Source organism: Phocaeicola vulgatus ATCC 8482 (genome assembly GCF_000012825.1).
Lineage (GTDB): Bacteria > Bacteroidota > Bacteroidia > Bacteroidales > Bacteroidaceae > Phocaeicola > Phocaeicola vulgatus.
This window is the reverse complement of the sequence record NC_009614.1, coordinates 814306-834641: the sequence shown is the minus strand read 5'-3', so window position 1 is coordinate 834641 and position 20336 is coordinate 814306. Positions and strand designations below refer to the sequence as shown.

The 20336-nt window shown below is 42.7% G+C and carries 14 protein-coding genes; 10 read left to right on the top strand and 4 right to left on the bottom strand.

Annotated elements, in window-relative coordinates:
• The first annotated feature begins 59 nt into the window (after nt 1–59).
• The 4 genes from BVU_RS02960 to BVU_RS02945 all read left to right on the top strand — a co-directional run bounded on the left by BVU_RS02960 (nt 60) and on the right by BVU_RS02945 (nt 6112).
• The gene (locus BVU_RS02960) at nt 60–1859 is read left to right on the top strand and encodes an aryl-sulfate sulfotransferase (protein ID WP_011964815.1); all 1800 of its coding nucleotides are present in this window, start codon (nt 60–62) and stop codon (nt 1857–1859) included.
• Between the two features lie 113 nt (nt 1860–1972).
• Nucleotides 1973–3151: a glycoside hydrolase family 130 protein gene (locus tag BVU_RS02955; RefSeq protein ID WP_005850758.1), complete on the top strand. Its 1179-nt coding sequence runs from the start codon at nt 1973–1975 to the stop codon at nt 3149–3151.
• A gap of 181 nt (nt 3152–3332) precedes the next feature.
• The gene (locus tag BVU_RS02950) at nt 3333–4211 is read left to right on the top strand and encodes an alkaline phosphatase (protein ID WP_371133269.1); all 879 of its coding nucleotides are present in this window, start codon (nt 3333–3335) and stop codon (nt 4209–4211) included.
• Nucleotides 4212–4228: 17 nt separating this feature from the next.
• On the top strand, nt 4229–6112 hold the full coding sequence (locus BVU_RS02945) for a sodium:solute symporter family protein (RefSeq protein WP_011964813.1): 1884 nt from the start codon (nt 4229–4231) through the stop codon (nt 6110–6112).
• A gap of 391 nt (nt 6113–6503) precedes the next feature.
• Here the strand turns inward: BVU_RS02945 and BVU_RS02940 are convergent, their stop codons facing one another.
• On the bottom strand, nt 6504–6800 hold the full coding sequence (locus tag BVU_RS02940) for a hypothetical protein (RefSeq protein WP_041174395.1): 297 nt from the start codon (nt 6798–6800) through the stop codon (nt 6504–6506).
• Between the two features lie 236 nt (nt 6801–7036).
• Between BVU_RS02940 and BVU_RS02935 the strand changes: the two genes are divergently transcribed.
• The 6 genes from BVU_RS02935 (at nt 7037) to BVU_RS02910 (ending at nt 13395) form a co-directional block, all read left to right on the top strand.
• Nucleotides 7037–8419 carry an aldo/keto reductase gene (locus BVU_RS02935; protein ID WP_005841075.1) on the top strand — a complete coding sequence of 461 codons (1383 nt, stop codon included), beginning with the start codon at nt 7037–7039 and terminating at the stop codon, nt 8417–8419.
• Nucleotides 8420–8454: 35 nt separating this feature from the next.
• Nucleotides 8455–9981: a 4Fe-4S binding protein gene (locus tag BVU_RS02930; RefSeq protein WP_011964811.1), complete on the top strand. Its 1527-nt coding sequence runs from the start codon at nt 8455–8457 to the stop codon at nt 9979–9981.
• 17 nt (nt 9982–9998) lie between these two features.
• Nucleotides 9999–10418 carry a DUF1893 domain-containing protein gene (locus BVU_RS02925; protein ID WP_011964810.1) on the top strand — a complete coding sequence of 140 codons (420 nt, stop codon included), beginning with the start codon at nt 9999–10001 and terminating at the stop codon, nt 10416–10418.
• Nucleotides 10419–10595: 177 nt separating this feature from the next.
• Complete coding sequence (locus tag BVU_RS02920) at nt 10596–11150, top strand: helix-turn-helix domain-containing protein (protein ID WP_005841081.1); 555 nt, start codon at nt 10596–10598, stop codon at nt 11148–11150.
• Nucleotides 11151–11233: 83 nt separating this feature from the next.
• The gene (locus BVU_RS02915; RefSeq protein ID WP_005850772.1) at nt 11234–12886 is read left to right on the top strand and encodes an AMP-binding protein; all 1653 of its coding nucleotides are present in this window, start codon (nt 11234–11236) and stop codon (nt 12884–12886) included.
• Between the two features lie 44 nt (nt 12887–12930).
• Nucleotides 12931–13395: a hypothetical protein gene (locus BVU_RS02910; protein WP_005850774.1), complete on the top strand. Its 465-nt coding sequence runs from the start codon at nt 12931–12933 to the stop codon at nt 13393–13395.
• A 313-nt stretch (nt 13396–13708) separates the two neighbouring features.
• On the opposite strand, the gene BVU_RS02905 is transcribed toward BVU_RS02910, so the two are convergent.
• The 3 genes from BVU_RS02905 to BVU_RS02895 all read right to left on the bottom strand — a co-directional run bounded on the left by BVU_RS02905 (nt 13709) and on the right by BVU_RS02895 (nt 20242).
• Nucleotides 13709–15679, bottom strand: a complete 1971-nt coding sequence (locus BVU_RS02905; RefSeq protein WP_011964809.1) for a SusD/RagB family nutrient-binding outer membrane lipoprotein — start codon at nt 15677–15679, stop codon at nt 13709–13711.
• 21 nt (nt 15680–15700) lie between these two features.
• A complete protein-coding gene (locus BVU_RS02900) occupies nt 15701–18856 on the bottom strand; it encodes a SusC/RagA family TonB-linked outer membrane protein (protein WP_005850778.1) in 3156 nt (1051 codons plus the stop codon).
• 192 nt (nt 18857–19048) lie between these two features.
• Nucleotides 19049–20242, bottom strand: a complete 1194-nt coding sequence (locus BVU_RS02895; RefSeq protein ID WP_011964808.1) for an ATP-binding protein — start codon at nt 20240–20242, stop codon at nt 19049–19051.
• Nucleotides 20243–20336 lie beyond the last annotated feature (94 nt).

The window sequence follows — 20336 nt, the reverse complement described above, 5'->3', positions numbered from 1 at the left end:
TGACGATGGGATAGGCCCGGTTTAGTTTTGACACACTCCCATAAAAACAATGAAGCCAAATGAAAAGGAAAGGATATTATTTATGCTCTTTGTTGGTTATGATATTTGTATTTTTGTCATGTCGTGATGAAGAACAGGATTGTACCCAAGCTATGCAGGATATACAAAACCAGTTGAAGGAAAATGATTTATTGAAATCTGTTTCTCAAGAACGTGAACAATGTGTTTTGTTATTCGAGTCCAATAAGATAATTTTTCCGCAAGAGTTAATCCAAAGTGTAGATGTGGATGCGGAAAACTGGAAAACGACTTTGACATTTGCCAATGGAAGCACTTATGTTATACCTACCTTAGGTACTTCGATTGACAACTTGATATTGAGTTCTACAGTCAATCCTTCCGGTTGCAATCCATTATCGGCCAGTGTAGTTGTAAAATTACCTGTATTGGGACGCATTAAACTGATTGTACACAGCAAACCGGGAAAGCATACGCCTGACGTGGAATATACATTTAAAGATGTAGGATTAAAACAGAATATTCCGGTATTGGGACTTTATCCCAATTATAATAACCAGATCACTTTAATTTATACGGATTTGCAAGGAAATGAACGTGCTCGGTCCAATCTAAAGCTTCAGACGAAAACATTGGAAAGCAGAAGGCTGCCTAAGGAAATCAGAGTGGTAAAGGCTCAATATGACCGAATGGAGCCAGGCATGAATTTGGTAAACTCCCCCGGACAGGATGAAACAGACACTTCTATCCCTTATATGATAGATGCAGACGGAGAAATCCGTTGGATTCTTGATTGGGAGAAGTCGGATGAACATCGATATATCGGAATCGGGTGCGGATTGATCCGGATGCAGAACGGACATTATATGACCGGTGACGGAAACCATCATCGGATGGTGGAGGTGGATATGATGGGAAATACAATTCATAATTGGGATATGCTGGAAAGGGGATACACTATGCATCATGCCATATCTCAAGATAAGCAAGGCAATATATTAGCGACTGTGAGCAAGACTTCCGCTAAAATCGCCAATGGGAAAGATGTACGGATAAATGATTTTATTATTATGATGGATCCCGAAAAAGGGGAGATATTGCAAGAATGGGATTTGGTGCACATGTTGGATTCGGCTCGCTATGGAATGACCGATTATGATCTAACCTCAGACCCTTTTGCACAAAGTGCCAGTAATTGGGCGCATAATAATGGTATAGTAGAGTGGGGAGATGATTATCTGGCTACAGCTCGTTATCAAGGAATCTTTAAGTTTAATAAAGCTGGAGGTATTGAGTGGATTATATCGCCTCATGGGTATTGGAGAGATAAATACTTGAAATTATTATTGAATCCTCTTCATGCCGACGGGACTCCTATTACTGATCCTGAGGTGATAGCCGGAACGAAGAATTGTGATGATTTTGAATGGCCTTGGGGATGTCATACAGCTGTCCCATTACCTAATGGACACATTCTTTATTTCAATAATGGTTATGGGCGTAACTTCAAACTGGATTTTACAGACAGGAAAAATATTTATACTTGCGGCATAGAATATGAAGTGGATGAAGTGAACCGTACGGTTCGCCAAGTTTGGCAGTATGGAAAAGAGCGTGGTGCCGCGTATTTTACTCCGGCCCGTTCCGGGGTGCAATATTTGGAACAAACGGGTAACAGATTAATTTGTCCGGGAATGAGCAATGTGCTTAGCAATGGCAATCGTGGTGCACGCGTGACAGAAGTAGATCCTGAAACACAGGATGTTGTGTTTGAGCTGGAATTGGAAGATGCGATTTACCAGCGGGTTTACCGTATGTCTCTTTATCCTGAGAACCAATAACAACACTGTATAGAATATGATTGATTTTTGATAAAATAGTATAATTCTAGATGCTTGGATAGCATTCTTTTACTGTAAAAGATGGATTGATAACAATGAAAAGAAAATAAGATATGAACGGATATTTCAAAAAACAAATAGAAGCATTGCGCCAACGCCATGAAGCGTTGTTGCAACGTCCTAATGAAATGCAGGAAGAAACGAACGGTGTCATCCGCCGTTATGTTTATCCGGTACTGACACGCCAGCATATTCCCCTGGAATGGCGTTATGACTTCAACCCTGCCACCAACCCTTGTTGTATGGAGCGTATCGGCTTTAATGCTACCATGAACAGTGGTGCCCTGAAATGGAACGGAAAGTATCTGATGGTGGTGCGTGTGGAGGGAGCAGACCGGAAGTCGTTCTTTGCCATAGCCGAAAGCCCTAACGGGGTGGACAATTTCCACTTTTGGAAACGTCCGCTGGTATTGCCCGATGTGGATCCGGCGGAAACCAATGTGTACGATATGCGTCTTACCGCTCACCAGGATGGATGGATTTATGGTATCTTTTGCAGCGAACGCCATGATGACAAGGCACCGGCGGGAGATCTGTCGGCGGCGGTGGCAAAGGCGGGAATCGTACGCACGCGCAATCTGGTGGACTGGGAACGGTTGCCCGACTTGAAAGCGGCGAGCCAACAGCGCAATGTGGTGTTGCATCCCGAATTTGTGAATGGGAAATATGCCCTCTACACCCGTCCGCAGGATGATTTTATTAATGCCGGAAATGGGGGAGGAATAGGATGGGCGTTGATAGACGACATCACCCGGGCGGAGGTGAAGGAGGAAATGATAATAAACCACCGTTATTATCACACGATCAAAGAGGTGAAGAACGGAGAGGGACCGCACCCCATCCGCACCTCCCAAGGATGGCTGCACCTGGCGCACGGAGTACGCGGATGTGCCGCCGGACTGCGCTATGTGCTCTATCTCTATATGACCGCAGCCGATGAACCGTGGCGCGTCATAGCTGAACCAGCCGGCTATCTGCTGGCTCCGCTGGCGGGGGAAAGGGTGGGCGATGTGTCCAATGTGCTTTTCTCGAACGGATGGATAGCCGATGACGACGGTACGGTATACATCTATTATGCCTCCAGCGACACGCGGATGCACGTGGCGGTCTCTACGGTGGATCGCTTGGTGGACTACTGTCTGCACACGCCTGCCGACGGATTGCGTTCCGCAGCTTCAGTGGCAGCGGTGAACGCGCTGATAGATCGCAACGAGGCATTTCTGAACGGGTAAAATAGAAGGAATATAAAGGCATTGATAAGATAAAGTCGTTTTTAATGCGGAATGGCTGTTTTTTAGGTGGAAAGAGAAGTGGATAATGCCATTTATTTTCTTGTCGAAAGGGAATAAATGGCTAATTTTGTAATTATAAACCCAAAATAGATATTGTATGAAAAAGATTGCTTTATGGGCTATGTGCATAGCCGTAATGGTGTTGTCGGGTTGCCGGAAGGCTCCGGAATGGAAAGCGGAACATGTGTTTGTCATCGGTTTGGACGGATGGGGCGCCTACAGTGTGGCAAAGGCGGATATGCCGAACGTGAAGGCGTTGATGGATGCCGGATGCTACACGTTGAAAAAACGCAGTGTACTTCCTTCATCCAGTGCTGTAAATTGGGCTTCCATGTTTATGGGGGCAGGTCCTGAACTGCACGGGTACACGGAGTGGGGATCAAGAACGCCCGAACTACCTTCGCGTGTGCTGAACGAGCATGGCATTTTCCCCACCGTGTTCAGCGAGTTGCGCAAGGCGGCTCCCGATGCCGAGATGGGCGTACTGTATGAATGGGATGGTATCAAGTATCTGGTAGATACGCTGGCTTTGAACCATCATGCGCAGGCACCCGACTATAACACGCATCCTACGGCTTTGTGTGACATGGCCTGTGAGTATATTATGCAGAAAAAACCGGTGTTGAGTGCTTTCTGTTTCGACAACCCTGACCACGTGGGGCACGGTGACGGACACGATACTCCGGCTTATTATGCCAAACTGAGAGAACTGGACGGCTATGTGGGCCGTATTGTGGATGCCATCAAGGAAGCGGGTATTTATGAAAACAGCATCATTATTGTCACCGCTGATCATGGGGGAATCAATAAGGGACATGGCGGAAAGACCATGGAGGAGATGGAAACGCCGTTCATTATCGCCGGAAAGAACATCAAGAAGGGGGGAGCTTTCGAAGAGAGCATGATGCAGTTTGACTGTGCGTCTACTATAGCATCTGTTTTCAATCTGGAGCAACCGCAGGTGTGGATAGGACGCCCCATGACACAGGTGTTTGAATAAAAGATGAAGCGGATACTATGAAATTGCATATCGTTGATATTCTGATTATTTGTGCTTATCTGATGGTTATTGTCGCCATCGGGTTGTTTTTGAAAAAGAAGGCGGCAAAGAATATGGATTCTTATTTTTTGGGCGGAAAGTCGTTGCCGTTTTATATGTTGGGGCTGTCGAATGCATCGGGCATGTTTGATATTACCGGCACCATGCTGATGGTGTATTGGGCTTTTGCTTATGGGTTCAAAAGTCTGTGGATTCCATGGTTGTGGCCCGTGTTCAATCAAATTTTCCTGATGGTCTATCTGTCGGTGTGGCTCCGCCGGAGCAATGTGCTGACGGGCGCCGAATGGATAAAGACCCGTTTCGGGCAGGGGCGGGGGGCTACGCTCTCGCATACTATTGTCATTGTCTTTGCTCTGCTCAGCGTGCTGGGCTTCTTGAGCTACGGGTTTATCGGAATCGGCAAGTTCATGGAGATCTTTTTTCCGTGGGAGGTAGTGTCGCAGTATGTGCCCTGGGATATTCCGGTACAATATGTGCCTCATTTTTACGGCATTTTCTTTACGGCCATTGCTACCTTCTATGTGATGCTGGGCGGTATGCTCAGCATTGTGTGGACGGATGTGGTGCAGTTCCTCATCATGACGGTGGCGGGTGTGGTCATTGCCATTATCGGGATGAACATGGTGGCTCCTGAAATGATCCGGGAATTTGTGCCTGCAGGGTGGGAGTCGCCTTTCTTCGGCTGGACGCTGGACATTGACTGGAGTGAACGGATGAGTTTGCTGACGGAACGCATGGCGGACGAGCCTTACAGCCTGATGGGTATCTTTGTGATGATGGCGTTGCTGAAAGGGATTTTTATGAGCATGGCGGGACCTGCTCCGAACTATGACATGCAGAAGATCCTGTCGTGCAAGTCACCCAAGGAGGCGGCGCTGATGAGCGGTTCGGTATCGGTCATTCTGCTGATTCCGCGTTATCTGATGATTATGGGGTTTGCGTTGCTGGCTATCTATTTCTTTAAAGTGGATGGAGGACTGGAACAGATGACGGCTGTCCACACGGATTTCGAAACAATTCTTCCTCACCTGATTACGAAGTATGTGCCGGTGGGGCTGGCGGGTTTGTTACTGGCAGGATTGCTGTCGGCATTCATGTCTACATTCGCTTCTACGGTGAATGCGGCACCGGCCTATGTGGTGAATGATATTTATCTGAAGTATATCAACCCAAGGGCTTCCGTCAGGACACAGATACGGGCGAGTTACCTCGTTTCGGTACTGGTGGTGGTTATCAGTACGGTGATGGGCTTTTTTCTGAAGGACATCAACGAGATTTTCCAGTGGATTGTGGGCGCGTTGTTCGGCGGATATATTGCCGCCAATGTGTTGAAGTGGCACTGGTGGCGGTTTAATGGTGAAGGGTATTTCTGGGGAATGACTTCGGGTGTGGTGGCTGCCATTGTGATGAAGTTCACGGTACCCGATTCGTTGGTACTTTATTTTTTCCCCGTGTTGTTCGGCATTTCGCTGGTGGGTTGTATCGTGGGTACGTACTCGGCACCTCCTACTGACGAGGAGACGCTGGTGAACTTCTATATCCGGGTACGTCCGTGGGGGTGGTGGAAACCGGTGGCGGCCAAGGCGGTAGCACGCTATCCGCAGGTGACGCGCAACCGCCATTTCAAGCGGGATATGTTCAATGTGGCGATTGGTATCGTGTGGCAGTGCTGTCTCACTATTGTGCCCATGTATCTGGTGGTGCGCGGTACGGGGGGACTCATTGCGTCGGTGTTGCTGCTGGTGGTGACCACCGTGGTGTTGAAATATACCTGGTACAGGCCGTTGTGCAGGGAAGAGAAGGAATATGATGAGTTGATGAAACGTATCGGAATGGACTGATAGACAAAAAAGGGTAAATGTGTCAAAACTAAAATGGCTACCCCGCAAAGTTACAGATCGTATTTATAACACTTAAAAAAGGGTCGTATCAAGCTCTGTATTGAGTAATGATACGGCCCTTTCTTTAGCCTTTTAGGATGTTCAAATGCCAGATTATAAGTTCATATTTTCAAAAACAGAGTTTTGACATCCTCTTTTTGTCTGTCAATATCAACCGGAAGGTTTAGCTCACTTCGGGCGGCTCCAGTATGCGGCTGGCGTACTCATGTTGTAGCGGTAGCTCGACACCTTGTTTCATCAGTATTCTTCCGGAGAACATTTTGTTGTCCAGTGGCAGCGGACGGGCATCTTTTCCGGTTTAGTTCCGTGATGCGGTATTGCTTGTCGGCTTTCAGCCTGTCCATGCGGAAACGGGGAACAATCTGATTGCAATAATGCTGAATCTTGTAGGCAAGAACACGGCATGTTTTTTCTGTGGGGTGTAGAGCATCAGTGAGAAAGCACCTCTATCATTGTAAGGCGAGATGAGACGGTATGATAAATTGCCCAGCTGTATCATCGGACGGATTTTCTTGTAGGTAATAATGGCTTCACGTTTTCGGGAACGGACAACGGCAGGGAGGTGTTCGGAGTAGCTATCAGAATATCTTGTTCCTATACCCGGAGCGGAAAGGAAGAGAAGAGGCATAAGTTTGCCGGAAGTAGTTTTTTCATGGGATGGTATTTTTTTGAAGAATAATGATCTGTATGTTTGGAGTTATGCAAAAATGAAAGAAGTTTTTGGCATTTTATGATAGAATATTATTCATGTGGCACTATGTGCGCATTTTATGTAATTATGAGGTGCTTTGCCGCAATAAATATCAAGGAATCTTTTTATCTTTGCGAATATTGGTAATCAGTGCTTAAGTATAAAAAAAGGTTATGGAAAAGAGAGATAAAGAGGAAATGAGCCGCAGGAAGTTTCTGAAGATAGTAGGCGTCAGTGCGGCTGCATCGGCGGCAGCCCTGTATGGTTGTGCATCCGAAGGGAAACCGGCTTCATCCGAGGCTTCTGTATTGGGCGAAGTGCCTGTGGATAAAATGACGTATCGCGTTTCCCCCAAAGGGGAGCGTGTCTCACTTTTAGGATATGGATGTATGCGCTGGCCGTTGAAACCTGCACCGGACAGCGATGGAAATGTGATAGATCAGGATGCGGTGAATGAACTGGTGGATTATGCTATCGCTCATGGAGTGAATTATTTCGATACATCTCCTGTTTATTGCCAAGGGTTTTCTGAAAGAGCCACCGGTGCGGCCTTGAAACGTTATCCCCGCGAAAAGCTCTTGATTGCGACAAAGATGTCCAATTTCCAAAACTATACTCGTGAGAATTCCATCAAGATGTACCATCAGTCGATGAAAGAATTGCAGACGGATTATCTGGATTATTATTTGCTTCATTCCGTAGGTGGAGGGGAAGGGATCAAGACTTTCCATGACCGTTATATTGACAATGGAGTTCTTGACTTTTTACTAAAAGAGCGTGAAGAAGGCCGTATTCGTAATTTGGGATGGTCATTTCACGGATCGGTGGAAGTGTTTGATTATTTGCTGTCGCTGGATGTGAAATGGGATTTTGTGCAAATTCAGATGAACTATGTAGATTGGCGCCATGCTTCGGGTAGAAATGTTAACGCGGAATATTTGTATGGAGAGTTGGCCAAGCGTGGAATTCCGGCTGTGATTATGGAGCCGCTGTTGGGAGGACGTTTGTCTAAACTGAACGACCACCTGGTGGCGCGCTTGAAGCAGCGTCGCCCGGAGAACAGTGTGGCATCGTGGGCGTTCCGTTTTGCCGGTACGTATCCCAACGTGTTGTGTGTGCTGAGTGGAATGACTTATATGGAACATTTGCAGGATAACCTTCGGACTTATTCGCCCTTGGAACCTTTGAATGAGGAAGAAAAAGAGTTCTTGGAAGAAACAGCCCAATTGATGCTGAAGTTCCCTACGATTCCTTGCAATGACTGCAAATATTGTATGCCCTGTCCTTACGGGTTGGATATTCCGGCGATTCTGGTGCATTATAATAAATGTGTCAACGAAGGAAATGTGCCTAAAAGCAGTCAGGATGAGAATTACCGCCGTGCACGGCGTGCTTTCCTGATAGGTTATGATCGTAGTGTGCCCAAACTGCGGCAGGCAAGCCATTGTACCGGATGTAACCAGTGTAATCCGCATTGCCCTCAAAGCATTGATATTCCCAAAGAACTGCATCGCATAGACGCATATGTGGAACAGTTGAAACAAGAGACTTTATAATGGAATGGATAAACATGATAAAATAACGAATGCTTATGTTACGTAAAATAAGACTTGCCGCCGCCCTTTTGTTCTTTACAATGATCACGTTGCTGTTTTTGGATTTTACTGGAACTGTGCATGGTTGGTTTGGCTGGATGGCGAAAATACAGTTCCTTCCTGCCGTGCTGGCATTGAATGTGGGGGTGGTGATAGCCCTTGTTTTGTTGACTCTGCTTTTGGGGCGTGTCTATTGTTCGGTTATCTGTCCGTTAGGGGTGTTTCAAGATATCATTTCCTGGGTTTCGGGAAAGGTAAAGAAGAATCGTTTCCGCTACTCGCCTGCTTTGTCGTGGTTACGCTATGGGGTATTGGCAGTGTTTGTCGTCGCTTTGGTAGCAGGGGCGGTTTCATTGGCGGCGTTGATTGCTCCTTACAGTGCATACGGCCGTATCGTTTCTAACCTGCTGACACCTTTGTATCAGTGGGGGAACAATGTACTTGTCCTATGGGCGGAGCGTGTGGACAGTTATGCTTTTTATTCGGTAGATGTTTGGATGAAAGGTCTTTCTACTTTTGCAGTTGCAGTGGGTACTGTGATTGTGCTTTTTATTTTGGCATGGCGTGGAGGAAGAACTTATTGCAATACCATTTGCCCGGTGGGTACAGTATTGGGATTCTTATCTAGATATTCTTATTTTAAACCGGTTATTGATACGTCTAAATGTAATGGTTGCGGACTTTGTGCTCGTAATTGCAAGTCTTCCTGCATTAATCCCAAAGCACATGAGATTGATTATTCCCGTTGTGTTGCTTGTATGGATTGTCTAGGCAAGTGCCGCCAAGGGGCAATAAAATATGTATCGGGGCAGATGCTTCTGAAGAAACAGGCTCCGGCAAGTGAAGGAATTGGCAAACAGGTTTCTCAGGCGTCTTTAAACAAAGAAAAGGTAGATACTGCACGGCGTGGGTTCTTTACGGTTTCGGCTTTGATTGCTGCAAGTGTTGCCGTAAAAGCTCAGGAAAAGAAAGTGGATGGCGGTCTGGCTCCTCTTATAGATAAGAAAGTTCCCAAGCGTGCCACTCCTATTGTTCCTGCGGGAGCATTGAGTTTCCGTCATTTTGCGCAGCACTGTACGGCTTGTCAGCTTTGTGTGTCGGTGTGCCCTAATCAGGTATTGCGTCCGTCCGGTGATTTGAAACATCTGATGCAGCCCGAGATGTCTTACGAACGTGGATATTGTCGTCCTGAGTGTGCGAAATGTGCAGAAGTATGTCCTACTGATGCTATTCACTTGGCTGATCTGACAGAGAAGTCATCTGTACAGATTGGTCATGCTGTGTGGGTTGCTCAGAATTGTATAGTGAACACAGATGGGGTAAGTTGTGGAAATTGTGCCCGTCATTGTCCTACGGGGGCTATCTTGATGGTTCCTAAAGATGCCGATGATGGAAAATCACTTAAGATACCGGTTGTGAATACAGAACGTTGCATCGGTTGTGGCGCTTGTGAAAATCTTTGTCCGAGCCGCCCGTTTAGTGCTATTTATGTAGAAGGTCATGAGATGCATCGTATTATCTGAATGAAATAGAAAGGAAGATGGATGAATTAATCAGATTGTTGCATGAAGGCGGCTATTCCTGTGTTATCAGAAAGGAAGAGATCCGTACTTTTACCCAACGCGGGGTAGCCGATTTATATGATTTGCTGAATCAGCATCCGGCCTTTTTGCATGGAGCGCAGGTTGCTGACAAGGTGGTAGGAAAAGCAGCTGCCGCATTGATGGTGCTGGGGGGTGTCCGGGAGGTTTATACGGATATCATCAGTGAGCCTGCATTGGCTGTATTGCACAAGGCGAATATTAGGGTGGAGTGTGTTCAAATAGTTTCTCGTATTTGGAACAGAAACCGGACAGGTTGGTGTCCTTTGGAAACTCTTTGCTATGAGTTGGAATCGCCTGAGGCTATGTATCCGGTGATTCAGAATTTTGTGGAAAGGATGAGGAGCTTCGGAAGCTAACTTCGTGGTTCTTGTCTTGTTTCAAATGTGCTGATGATGCTGTACGTTCGGAGAGTAAACGTTTTGCATATAATCTTAACTAATGTTGTCTGTCAGATGGTTTTCTTCGAAACTTAATGAAATTTTGCTAGGAATTCTTAAATCTTCATTATCTTTGAAGCATAAAACAATAAGATTATGAGTGACCAGATAAAACAAATAGCTGAGCGTCTCCAGGGATTAAGGGACGTTCTGGAACTGACTCCTGATGAAGTGGCTAAAAGTTGCCAGCTTTCAGTGGAAGAGTATTTGGGTATGGAAAGCGGGGAGAAAGATATTTCTGTCAGTGCTTTACAGAAAATAGCCCGTAAATACGGTATCGCATTGGATGTATTAATGTTTGGTGAAGAACCTAAGATGAGTTCTTATTTTCTGACCCGTTGTGGTTCAGGAGTGTCGGTAGAACGGACCAAGGCGTATAAATATCAGTCATTGGCTTCCGGTTTTCGCGGGCGTAAGGCTGATCCTTTTATTGTGACTGTAGAACCGAAACCGGAAAATACTCCGATTCATTTTAACTCACATGAGGGACAAGAATTCAATTTGGTTATTGAAGGAAGAATGTTACTTAATATAAATGGAAAAGAATTGATCTTGAATCCAGGTGACAGTCTTTATTTTGATTCTTCTATTCCACATGGTATGATGGCATTGGATGATAAGACTGTGAAATTCTTGGCAGTAATATTATAATAAATTGAGATTAAAAAGACAGCGTTGTCATTGACCGCAACTATTTCTAATTTTTGGTTCTCAATTTTTAATTGAATAAGATTATGGTAGAAAAATTCTTAGAACAGACCACATTTACCTCACAAGAGGACTTTATAAAGAATTTAAAGATTAAAATCCCTGAAAATTTTAATTTTGGTTATGATATAGTAGATGCCTGGGCTGCCGAAGAACCCGATAAGAAAGCATTGTTATGGACTAATGATAAAGGGGAGCATATACAATATACTTATGCAGACTTGAAAAAGTATACGGATATGACTGCTTCTTATTTTCAGAGCCTTGGTATTGGTCATGGTGATATGGTGATGCTTATTTTAAAGCGTCGTTATGAGTTCTGGTACTCTATTATTGCCTTGCATAAGTTAGGAGCTGTGGTTATTCCTGCAACTCATCTGTTGACAAAAAAGGATATCGTGTATCGTTGTAATGCTGCTGATATCAAGATGATTGTAGCTGCAGGAGAAGATGTGATAACAAAGCATATTATAGATGCCATGCCCGATTGTCCTTCAGTAAGAAAACTGGTCAGTGTAGGACCGGATATTCCGGAGGGTTTTGAAGATTTTCATAAAGGTATTGAAAAAGCTGCTCCTTTTGTCAAACCGGAACATCCCAATACGAATGAAGATACTTCATTAATGTATTTCACTTCGGGCACTACAGGCGAACCTAAGATGGTGGCACATGATTTTACATATCCTTTGGGACATATTGTAACTGCCAGTTTCTGGCATAATTTGCATCGTGACAGTCTTCATCTTACCATTGCCGATACAGGTTGGGGGAAAGCTGTCTGGGGAAAACTTTATGGACAGATGATAGCAGGAGCCAATATTTTTGTGTATGATCATGAAAAATTTACACCGGCAGATATTCTTGGAAAGATTCAGGATTATCATATCACTTCTTTATGTGCTCCTCCTACTATTTATCGTTTTTTAATTAAGGAGGATATTAGTAAATATGATCTTTCTTCTTTGGAATACTGTACTACGGCGGGAGAGGCTTTGAACTATTCTGTATATGAAACGTTCAAGAAAATCACAGGTATCCGTCTGATGGAAGGTTTTGGACAAACGGAAACTACATTGACTTTAGGTACTTTTCCCTGGATGGAGCCTAAACCCGGAAGTATGGGGGTACCTAATCCTCAATATGATATAGATTTGTTGACACACGACGGGCGTTCTGCTGAGGATGGAGAACAAGGTCAGATTGTTATTCGTACAGATAGGGGCAAACCATTGGGATTGTTCAAAGAATATTATCGTGCTTCGGAATTAACGGAAGATGCTTGGCATGATGGTATTTATTATACAGGTGATGTGGCTTGGCGTGACGAGGATGGTTATTTTTGGTTTGTAGGCCGTGCTGACGATGTGATCAAGAGTTCGGGTTATCGTATAGGCCCGTTCGAGGTGGAAAGTGCTTTGATGACCCATCCGGCTGTTGTGGAATGTGCCATTACCGGTGTGCCTGATGAAATCCGTGGTCAGGTAGTAAAGGCGACGATTGTCCTTTCTAAAACTTTTAAGGGTAAGGAAGGACCTGAGTTGGTAAAGGAGTTGCAAGATCATGTGAAGCGTGTGACTGCTCCGTACAAGTACCCGCGTGTCATAGAGTTTGTAGAAGAACTTCCAAAGACCATCAGTGGAAAGATTCGTCGTGTGGAAATCCGTGAAAAGGATAAATAATCAGTTGTGGACTGATCGGAGTTTTATTGGTAAAATAATTAAAAATGAAAAAGGTTTTACTTCTTGTGTTTTTAAGTCTGACCTGGTTGTCAGCAAGTGCGCAAGCCTTGGTTCCTATTACATGGACAGCCTATGGTCTGACTTTTGAGGCTCCAAAAGGGATTTTGGTGGAGGAGGATACAGAGGAGACTTTTCTTCTGAACAATTCCAGGTTTTATATTACCATTCAGTCTTTGGATTCGGATGGTATGACAAAAAGTGACTTGAAGAGTGTATTAAAAGACTATGCCAATGATGATGGGGTGAAAGACCAGTCGGCTGTGCAGGAGTTTGAGTTACCACAGTTTTTCGGTACTTATTTAAAAGGAAGCTGCGAAACAGATCATTGTCTTTATGCTTGTCTGATGACTAAGGCGGCAGGTAGTGGATTTTATATATCTATTATCTATAGCAAGGAAAATGAAAATATTGCCGAAAAAATACTGAAAAGTTTTACAATGGAGGAATAAACAAAAGAGCGTTAATGCTTGTTTCTTAGATAAGAAAGCGTTCAAAATTTACCAGAAAATTACTAGATTATTAATAGCAAATGAAAGGACTGGCTTCGTGAGAAGGTAGTCCTTCTTTTTTGTGTAGTTATGAATGTTTAGGGAATCTATGATTCATGTGTAATATGCTTTGCCGACATCAGAATATCAAATGATTTTGGGCCATAATAAGGGACATTCAGAAAATAATATAAGTTAGCCAACTAATTCGTAATACTTTAAGTATGCATTAGCTGGCTAACTTATTATTCTATGAATGTTTCAGGTTAAGGCATTAACGTCCGGTCCACCATAAGGGGGTGATGATATTATCTGAGCCTCCTAATAACTCTACAGCTTGTTTATAGCCTTCGGGGTCTGCATTCTCCAGACTGGAAGGATATCGCATACGCTGTGGATAAAATTCCCATTTCTGTCCGTCTTTCCAAGAATTAGGATTCCAGACATTAACCATGTCTGAACCGGTCATTGAACTTTCGTTTGCAGGAATCTCAAAGAATGGTAATCCCAAACGGCGGAAATCCGACCACATTTCCAATACCAAATACGGAGTTTGTGCAATGAATTTTTGAGTGATAATTTTAGTCAGGTGGTCATTCAATGCTTTTCCATATAACGTTTTAGAAGCTGTAGGATATTCATAAGTAACAGTCTTCTGTTCCTTGCTGTATCCATCCACATAAGTCATTTGTTCAGCAGTAGGTTCAGTGGTATGATCAAATTTGACCGAAGTACCTACACGATTGTAGTTGGTGGAATTCAGATAATCATTCACATATTCGCTAACACCAAAGTATTCAAAACTAGCTTTAATACCGTTTTCATAGGCTTCTTTCGCTGTTGTTCCAGTGTTCCAACCATACAATGAAGCTTCTGCTAGCAAGAAATACGTTTCCCATGCTGCAAAGAATATGCGAGATTTTCCCTTACAATAGTCTTTACCCAACATTGGAAGAGTACAGCCGGGGCCATATCCATTTGTCACCAGTTGGTTATAAGCCAAGGTTGGCGACCATCCACCACGCGAACCAGCGGGATAACCATTCCAACAACGAGTTGCATCAATCTTTATTTCTCCGGGATTATCCTTGTTAGGAATCGGATTTCCGTTTTCGTCTACTGTGTAAAGAACGAAATCTTTAGCTGTCCTGTCATTATATTTATCTATGTAGTTCTCAGCATTTTCATCATCAGGCAGACAGAATATCTTTAATGCACGCGGGTCAAGATTTTCCGGCATACCATCCAGCCAATATTGTTTAGTAGGATTATCTGTATTAGCAACATAATGTCTGTCATATTTAATACCTAAATAATTAGCTGGTTTAACATAACTAGCCAAATCGGAACGTTGTTCTGTTACTTTAACACCACCTAAATTAGTCAGAAGATTGGCAACTGTTGAAGAAAGAACCTGATCGTCAAATGAACGGGTATATACTCCGGAAAAGACATCCCATCCATCATTTTCTTTTACTGCAAACATATCATCAGCCGTTAAAATCTTGTTACCTTTGGCCGCATCCTCAAATTCGGCCTGTGCAGTTGCCTTGTCGATGTTTGATAAACGCATGGCCAGACGCATACGGAGTGAATTTGCATATTTCTGCCACTTCACAGGATCATATTTTACATTGTCAAACGGGTCGCATTTGCCTTCTGCCTCAACAGGCAGGACAGAGGTGTTGATAGCTGCTGCGGCTTCTTTCAACTCCTTTAAAATGAATTCATAATCATCTTTCTCTGAGTTGAAAACAGGATTTTCCCCTAGGAAACTTTCAATAGGATAAGGTCCGAAATTATCGACAAACTCACTGATAAGATAGGCACGCCAGATACGGGCAAATTGCTTTACGTTCGGGAAAAATTCTTTTTCATGTGCAGTGGTAGTGGCCGCTTCGAGCTGGTTCTCTACTGCTGTAATAGCCAACGTAGCATTTTTAATACTGGCACTGAGATCAGGATAATAATAAGAAGATGTGTAATCATCACTATAGCGGCCTACGTTCAGAAAACTCATTTCTCCACAAATTCTGGCAGCACTAGCCCAGTTATAGACTACTATACGCTCTGCGGTACCGGGATTCATCTGTGCCTGTCCTATAGAATTATTCAATGCATATTGAGGTTTTACATATTCCTCACCGGCGGCTGTGGGATTGGTATTGACTTCATCAAAGTCAGAGCAGGAAACTAATCCGGCGCAAAAGCCAAGCCCCAAAAATAATTTATTCATTGTTTTCATTGTTCTTTTTCTTTTTTATGATTAGAAACCAAGAGTTACATTAAACAGGTAAGAACGTGATGTCGGAGCTGACGAGTTCTCCAAACCTGTTGCATTAGTGCTTGTAGCATATACTGATTCCGGATCAATACCGTCCAAATGGCTTGAAATCATCCATACATTATTCACGGTGAAACCAAGCTTAACCTGTTGGAACGGAGTCTTTTTCAACATAGATGACGGGAAACGATAACTCAAGGCGATGTTACGCAAACGGATGTTGGTTGCATCATAAATATAAGCTTCCGAAATGCCGGCGCGACCTGTAGCCAAAGCTTTGTAATAACGTTCTAAAGAAACACTTTGATCATTTACCTTATAACCGTTACCATCTTTGATAACTCCCGCTACAACGATATCCTCACGTTTACCGCCTGGAGCAGTACATTCGGCAATACCACTACGTTGCAAGTTCATATTGGTGAATGAGAAAATATCGCCACCAAAACGTCCGTCAATCAGGAAACTAAGTGTGAAGTTTTTATAATTAAATGTATTTGTCCATCCTAATAGGAAGTCAGGCTGTTGTTCACCAATCTTATGCTTGTCACTAGTGGCCTGTGGCAGTCCTGATTCATTGAGTAATAATTGTCCTTTAAATTCTCCTTCTTCTACTCGTTGATATTTGGTACCCCAGATTTCACCATAAGCACCTCCCGCAACTGCATAAACCTGTAATGCGTCAGAACCTCCTAAAGCATACTGCATACCTGGTTTTCCCGGTAATAATTCAATAATCTTACTCTTGTTCTGAGAGAAGTTCAACTGAGTATCCCAACTAAATTGAGCTGTTTCGATAGGGCGTGCATTCAACATGATTTCAATACCGGTATTTTGAATGTTACCTGCATTTACTTTCATGTTATCATAACCGGAAAGGTTATTTAAAGGAATATTCATTAACTGGCGTTTTGCGTTTGTCTTGTACCATGCAAAGTCAACTCCTAAACGGTTATTGAAGAATTTCAATTCAGCACCGGCTTCCCAAGAAGTAATCAACTCGCTGCGTACATCTGCATCGTATTTGGTTTTTCCTTGTCCGGCAGTTGTATTGCCATTAGGGTCTGAACCAATACTATATGTATTATATAACTGATATGCATCCATATCGTTACCTACTTGTGCAAAAGATGCACGTGCTTTAGCATAAGTAAACCATTCGGGCATGCCTTTGCCTACTTTACCCACCATATCACTGATCACCCATGACAATGAAACAGACGGATAGAAGAATGAACGGTTTTCTTTATTCAAAGCTGATGACCAGTCATTACGGAAAGTTGCATCCAAGAATGCCCAACCATTATAGTTGATCCCAAGAGTTCCATACAAAGAATTGATTTTTTTATGAATATAGGTTTCGGTTATTGACAAATCTTTTTTGTCACCATTGGCTAAAGAGAATAAATCGGGCGCAGTCAATTTTCCCATAGAATTATCCAAACCTGTAGATTTTCTTTCCATTAAGTTACCACCAAAAGAGAAATTACCACCAAATTTTCCAAACAATTCATCCTTATGGCCACTGATCAAAAAGCTGAAATTATTTTCGAAGAACTTTTTCTCACTAGTGCTGTAACGGCTGTTCTTATTATTAGTAGGACTTCCTGCATACAATTTCTCTTCACCCTCAGTGAAATACATATCACTACCGGCTTTGATTTCAGCATCCAGCCAATCTGTAAATTTGTACTTCAATGATCCGTTCATCAGGAAACGATTGCGGCTATCTTTATTGGGATTATAATCTTTAGACCAATAAGGGTTGATACCCCCTTTACTCCACCAGATCATTTCGCCGAATTCGTCTTTGACAGGGCTGGAAAAGTCACGGATGTCAATAGTCGTAGGCATATTGAAAATAGTATAAAATGCATTATTCCCACGTGCACCACTGATAGGGCGGTTTTCTGCGAGGGTATTGATGTATTGTACTTTTGCATCAATACTCCAACGATCATCTTTACCAAAAGTAGAAGATGCACGCAAAGTTAAGTTTGTACGGCTTAAGTTAGCACCCGGTATCATGCTGGAGTCATCCATACGATTCAATGAAGTGTAAATGGATGTTTTATCATACTGCTGCTGGAATGATATGCTTTCTGATAAGTTCACACCTGTATCAAAGAAATTTTTTACGTTATCAAAGATTTGCATATTTGCAGTTGTACCATCCCATTTTGTATAGCTTTGCCCTGTTACTTCAGGTCCCCAGCTATAGCTGTTAGTTGAGTCGAACACGCCATTCTCACCTTGTCCAAAGGCTTTTTGGCGTTTAGGGAGCATAAATGTTGTCTCAGCGGAAACTGAACCAGAGATGGTGATACCCAAACCTTCACGCTTTGTTCCTTTTTTAGTTGTAATCAAAATAACACCATTACCGGCACGAGAACCATAAAGTGCAGCAGCTGACGCACCTTTCAACACAGACATGGACTCAATATCTTCAGCATTAATATCTGAAAGTCCATTACCCATATCCAATGTCGGGTTATCAATATCATTATTACTTGCTCCTGTAAAGTTATCCATTGGCACACCATCGACAACAATTAACGGCTGGTTCAAACCTGTTACAGAATTCGCACCACGAAGCTGGATTTTGGAAGAACCGCCAGGACCATTACTTGAACGGATAATCTGGACACCTGAAACTTTACCTGTCAAAGCATTTGCGAGGTTCGTTTCACGAGCTTCAAGTAACGCGTCACCTTTTACCTCCTGCATGGCATAACCCAGTGCTTTTTTCTCACGTTTGATACCAAGAGCAGTCACTACAACTTCGCCCAATGTTTGTGTGTCATCCTGTAAAGTTACATTCATGGGTTGTCCATCCCAAGGAATCTCTACTGTTTGATAACCTACAAATGAAATTTGAATGATATCCCCTTTTTTCACATTGGATAAAGAGAAGTCGCCATCAAGTCCGGTTATCGTACCATTAGTCGTACCTTTCACTACTACAGACGCACCGATAACGGTTTCACCTGTAGCGTCTACTACAACTCCTGTACAAGCTCCATTTTGTTGTGTGATTTTCACATCGGCAACGCCGGGATTGGCGACCGCGTATGCTGCTCCTGTAGAGGCACCCATTAGGAACAGCAACATACTGACTGATTTTAGTCGTTTTAACATAGCTGTGATTTTTTAAGTTTATTGAAAATCAAGTAATTCCGTTTCATTAGTTCCTTCAGAACTACTCTTACAGCTATATATCTGAATATCAGTGCGTTTTATTTTTATGCCTCAAAAAGAAAAATTGTATTTAAAAGTCTATAGAAGGACTTTTAAATACAATTTTCTATCTATTTTCTACCGAAAAGAGTGCTAATATAGAAAGCCGAACAACCATAATGGTATTTTATTATTTATTCCATACTCTATATCATCAGCGACAATATATGCATCAGAAAGTCCATTTATTTGTTGTTTACCTTTATGTCTACCACCGACTTCAAAAGTATAGCGTCCATCAATAAAGAAATCACTCTCTTTAGAAACGTTTATTTTGTGGCAATAACGCAATTGGTTGGCAAAAAAAGTTTCCCTGACATTTCCAATATCAATCTGACTGGCAGACAATGCATACATTAAATTAGGATTCTCCAAAAACAGTTTATCAGGTTTTTGCAAGCGGCTTATGCCGGAGCCTTCTTTTTGGAGATTCATAGTCAGACAGCTGTCATGGAGGGCATCCAGATAGGCCAGCAATGAATTACGCGAGATTCCTATCCGTTCACTTAGTTTGCTGACATTAGGAATAAAAGGCGCCGACTCTGCAATGATATATAGTAACTGCTTAATTTTAGTTGTATATGAAATATCAACCCCTCTTAACTGTGGAATCTCCAATTCCACAATCAGATTGACCACTTCATTTATTCTTGAATAATAAAGAGAGGGTAATTCATTGTAATAAGGATAATACCCATGTTTCAAATAATCAGAAAAATGTTTCAGAACTTTAACTTTGTCTACTATCCCGACAGATAATGCCAGATGATTGTCCAATATATTATTTAAAGTCAATATCGGCAATGATAGTTTTTCATTCCAGTTTAAATACTCGCGAAAAGAAAAACCTTGCATTTCATAAACAATAGCCCGCCGGCTTAAATCCGATTTGGCATTTAAGATTTCAAGCAAGGACGAACCTGTAAAGACTACATGAAGTTCAGGTAAGTCATCATAAATATTTTTCAGTTCTTGAGACCAGTTGGGGTATTTGTGTACTTCATCCAGAAACAGATATTTTCCTCCCCGCTTTACAAAATCGGAAGCTAAATCATAAAGTTTATGTTCACTGAACCAGATATTATCCACACTGGCATAAAGTACGGTTTTATCCATTGGAAGGTTCAGTTTGATATACTGCAACAATAAAGTTGTTTTTCCAACTCCCCGGGCCCCCTTTATACCGATAAGACGAGCTTCCCATTCTATCTCATTCATCAGGCTACGTACAAAAGAAGTATTTGTTATAGCCAGTTTCTTGATAAAGGATTCAAATAATCGTTCCATTTCTTCTTTTTGTTTATCACACATTACAAAAATAGTAATAAATTGTTCATCATGATAAACAAAATGAGTTTTTTTTAAAAGTTGCAGCAATAAA

Excerpts from the sequence above, each read along its gene's own strand:
- BVU_RS02960 (WP_011964815.1), top strand. The coding sequence starts at position 60 with ATGAAAAGGAAAGGATATTATTTATGCTCTTTGTTGGTTATGATATTT.
- BVU_RS02955 (WP_005850758.1), top strand. The coding sequence starts at position 1,973 with ATGAACGGATATTTCAAAAAACAAATAGAAGCATTGCGCCAACGCCAT.
- BVU_RS02950 (WP_371133269.1), top strand. The coding sequence starts at position 3,333 with ATGTGCATAGCCGTAATGGTGTTGTCGGGTTGCCGGAAGGCTCCGGAA.
- BVU_RS02945 (WP_011964813.1), top strand. The coding sequence starts at position 4,229 with ATGAAATTGCATATCGTTGATATTCTGATTATTTGTGCTTATCTGATG.
- BVU_RS02940 (WP_041174395.1), bottom strand. The coding sequence starts at position 6,800 with ATGCCTCTTCTCTTCCTTTCCGCTCCGGGTATAGGAACAAGATATTCT.
- BVU_RS02935 (WP_005841075.1), top strand. The coding sequence starts at position 7,037 with ATGGAAAAGAGAGATAAAGAGGAAATGAGCCGCAGGAAGTTTCTGAAG.
- BVU_RS02930 (WP_011964811.1), top strand. The coding sequence starts at position 8,455 with ATGTTACGTAAAATAAGACTTGCCGCCGCCCTTTTGTTCTTTACAATG.
- BVU_RS02925 (WP_011964810.1), top strand. The coding sequence starts at position 9,999 with ATGGATGAATTAATCAGATTGTTGCATGAAGGCGGCTATTCCTGTGTT.
- BVU_RS02920 (WP_005841081.1), top strand. The coding sequence starts at position 10,596 with ATGAGTGACCAGATAAAACAAATAGCTGAGCGTCTCCAGGGATTAAGG.
- BVU_RS02915 (WP_005850772.1), top strand. The coding sequence starts at position 11,234 with ATGGTAGAAAAATTCTTAGAACAGACCACATTTACCTCACAAGAGGAC.
- BVU_RS02910 (WP_005850774.1), top strand. The coding sequence starts at position 12,931 with ATGAAAAAGGTTTTACTTCTTGTGTTTTTAAGTCTGACCTGGTTGTCA.
- BVU_RS02905 (WP_011964809.1), bottom strand. The coding sequence starts at position 15,679 with ATGAAAACAATGAATAAATTATTTTTGGGGCTTGGCTTTTGCGCCGGA.
- BVU_RS02900 (WP_005850778.1), bottom strand. The coding sequence starts at position 18,856 with ATGTTAAAACGACTAAAATCAGTCAGTATGTTGCTGTTCCTAATGGGT.
- BVU_RS02895 (WP_011964808.1), bottom strand. The coding sequence starts at position 20,242 with ATGGAACGATTATTTGAATCCTTTATCAAGAAACTGGCTATAACAAAT.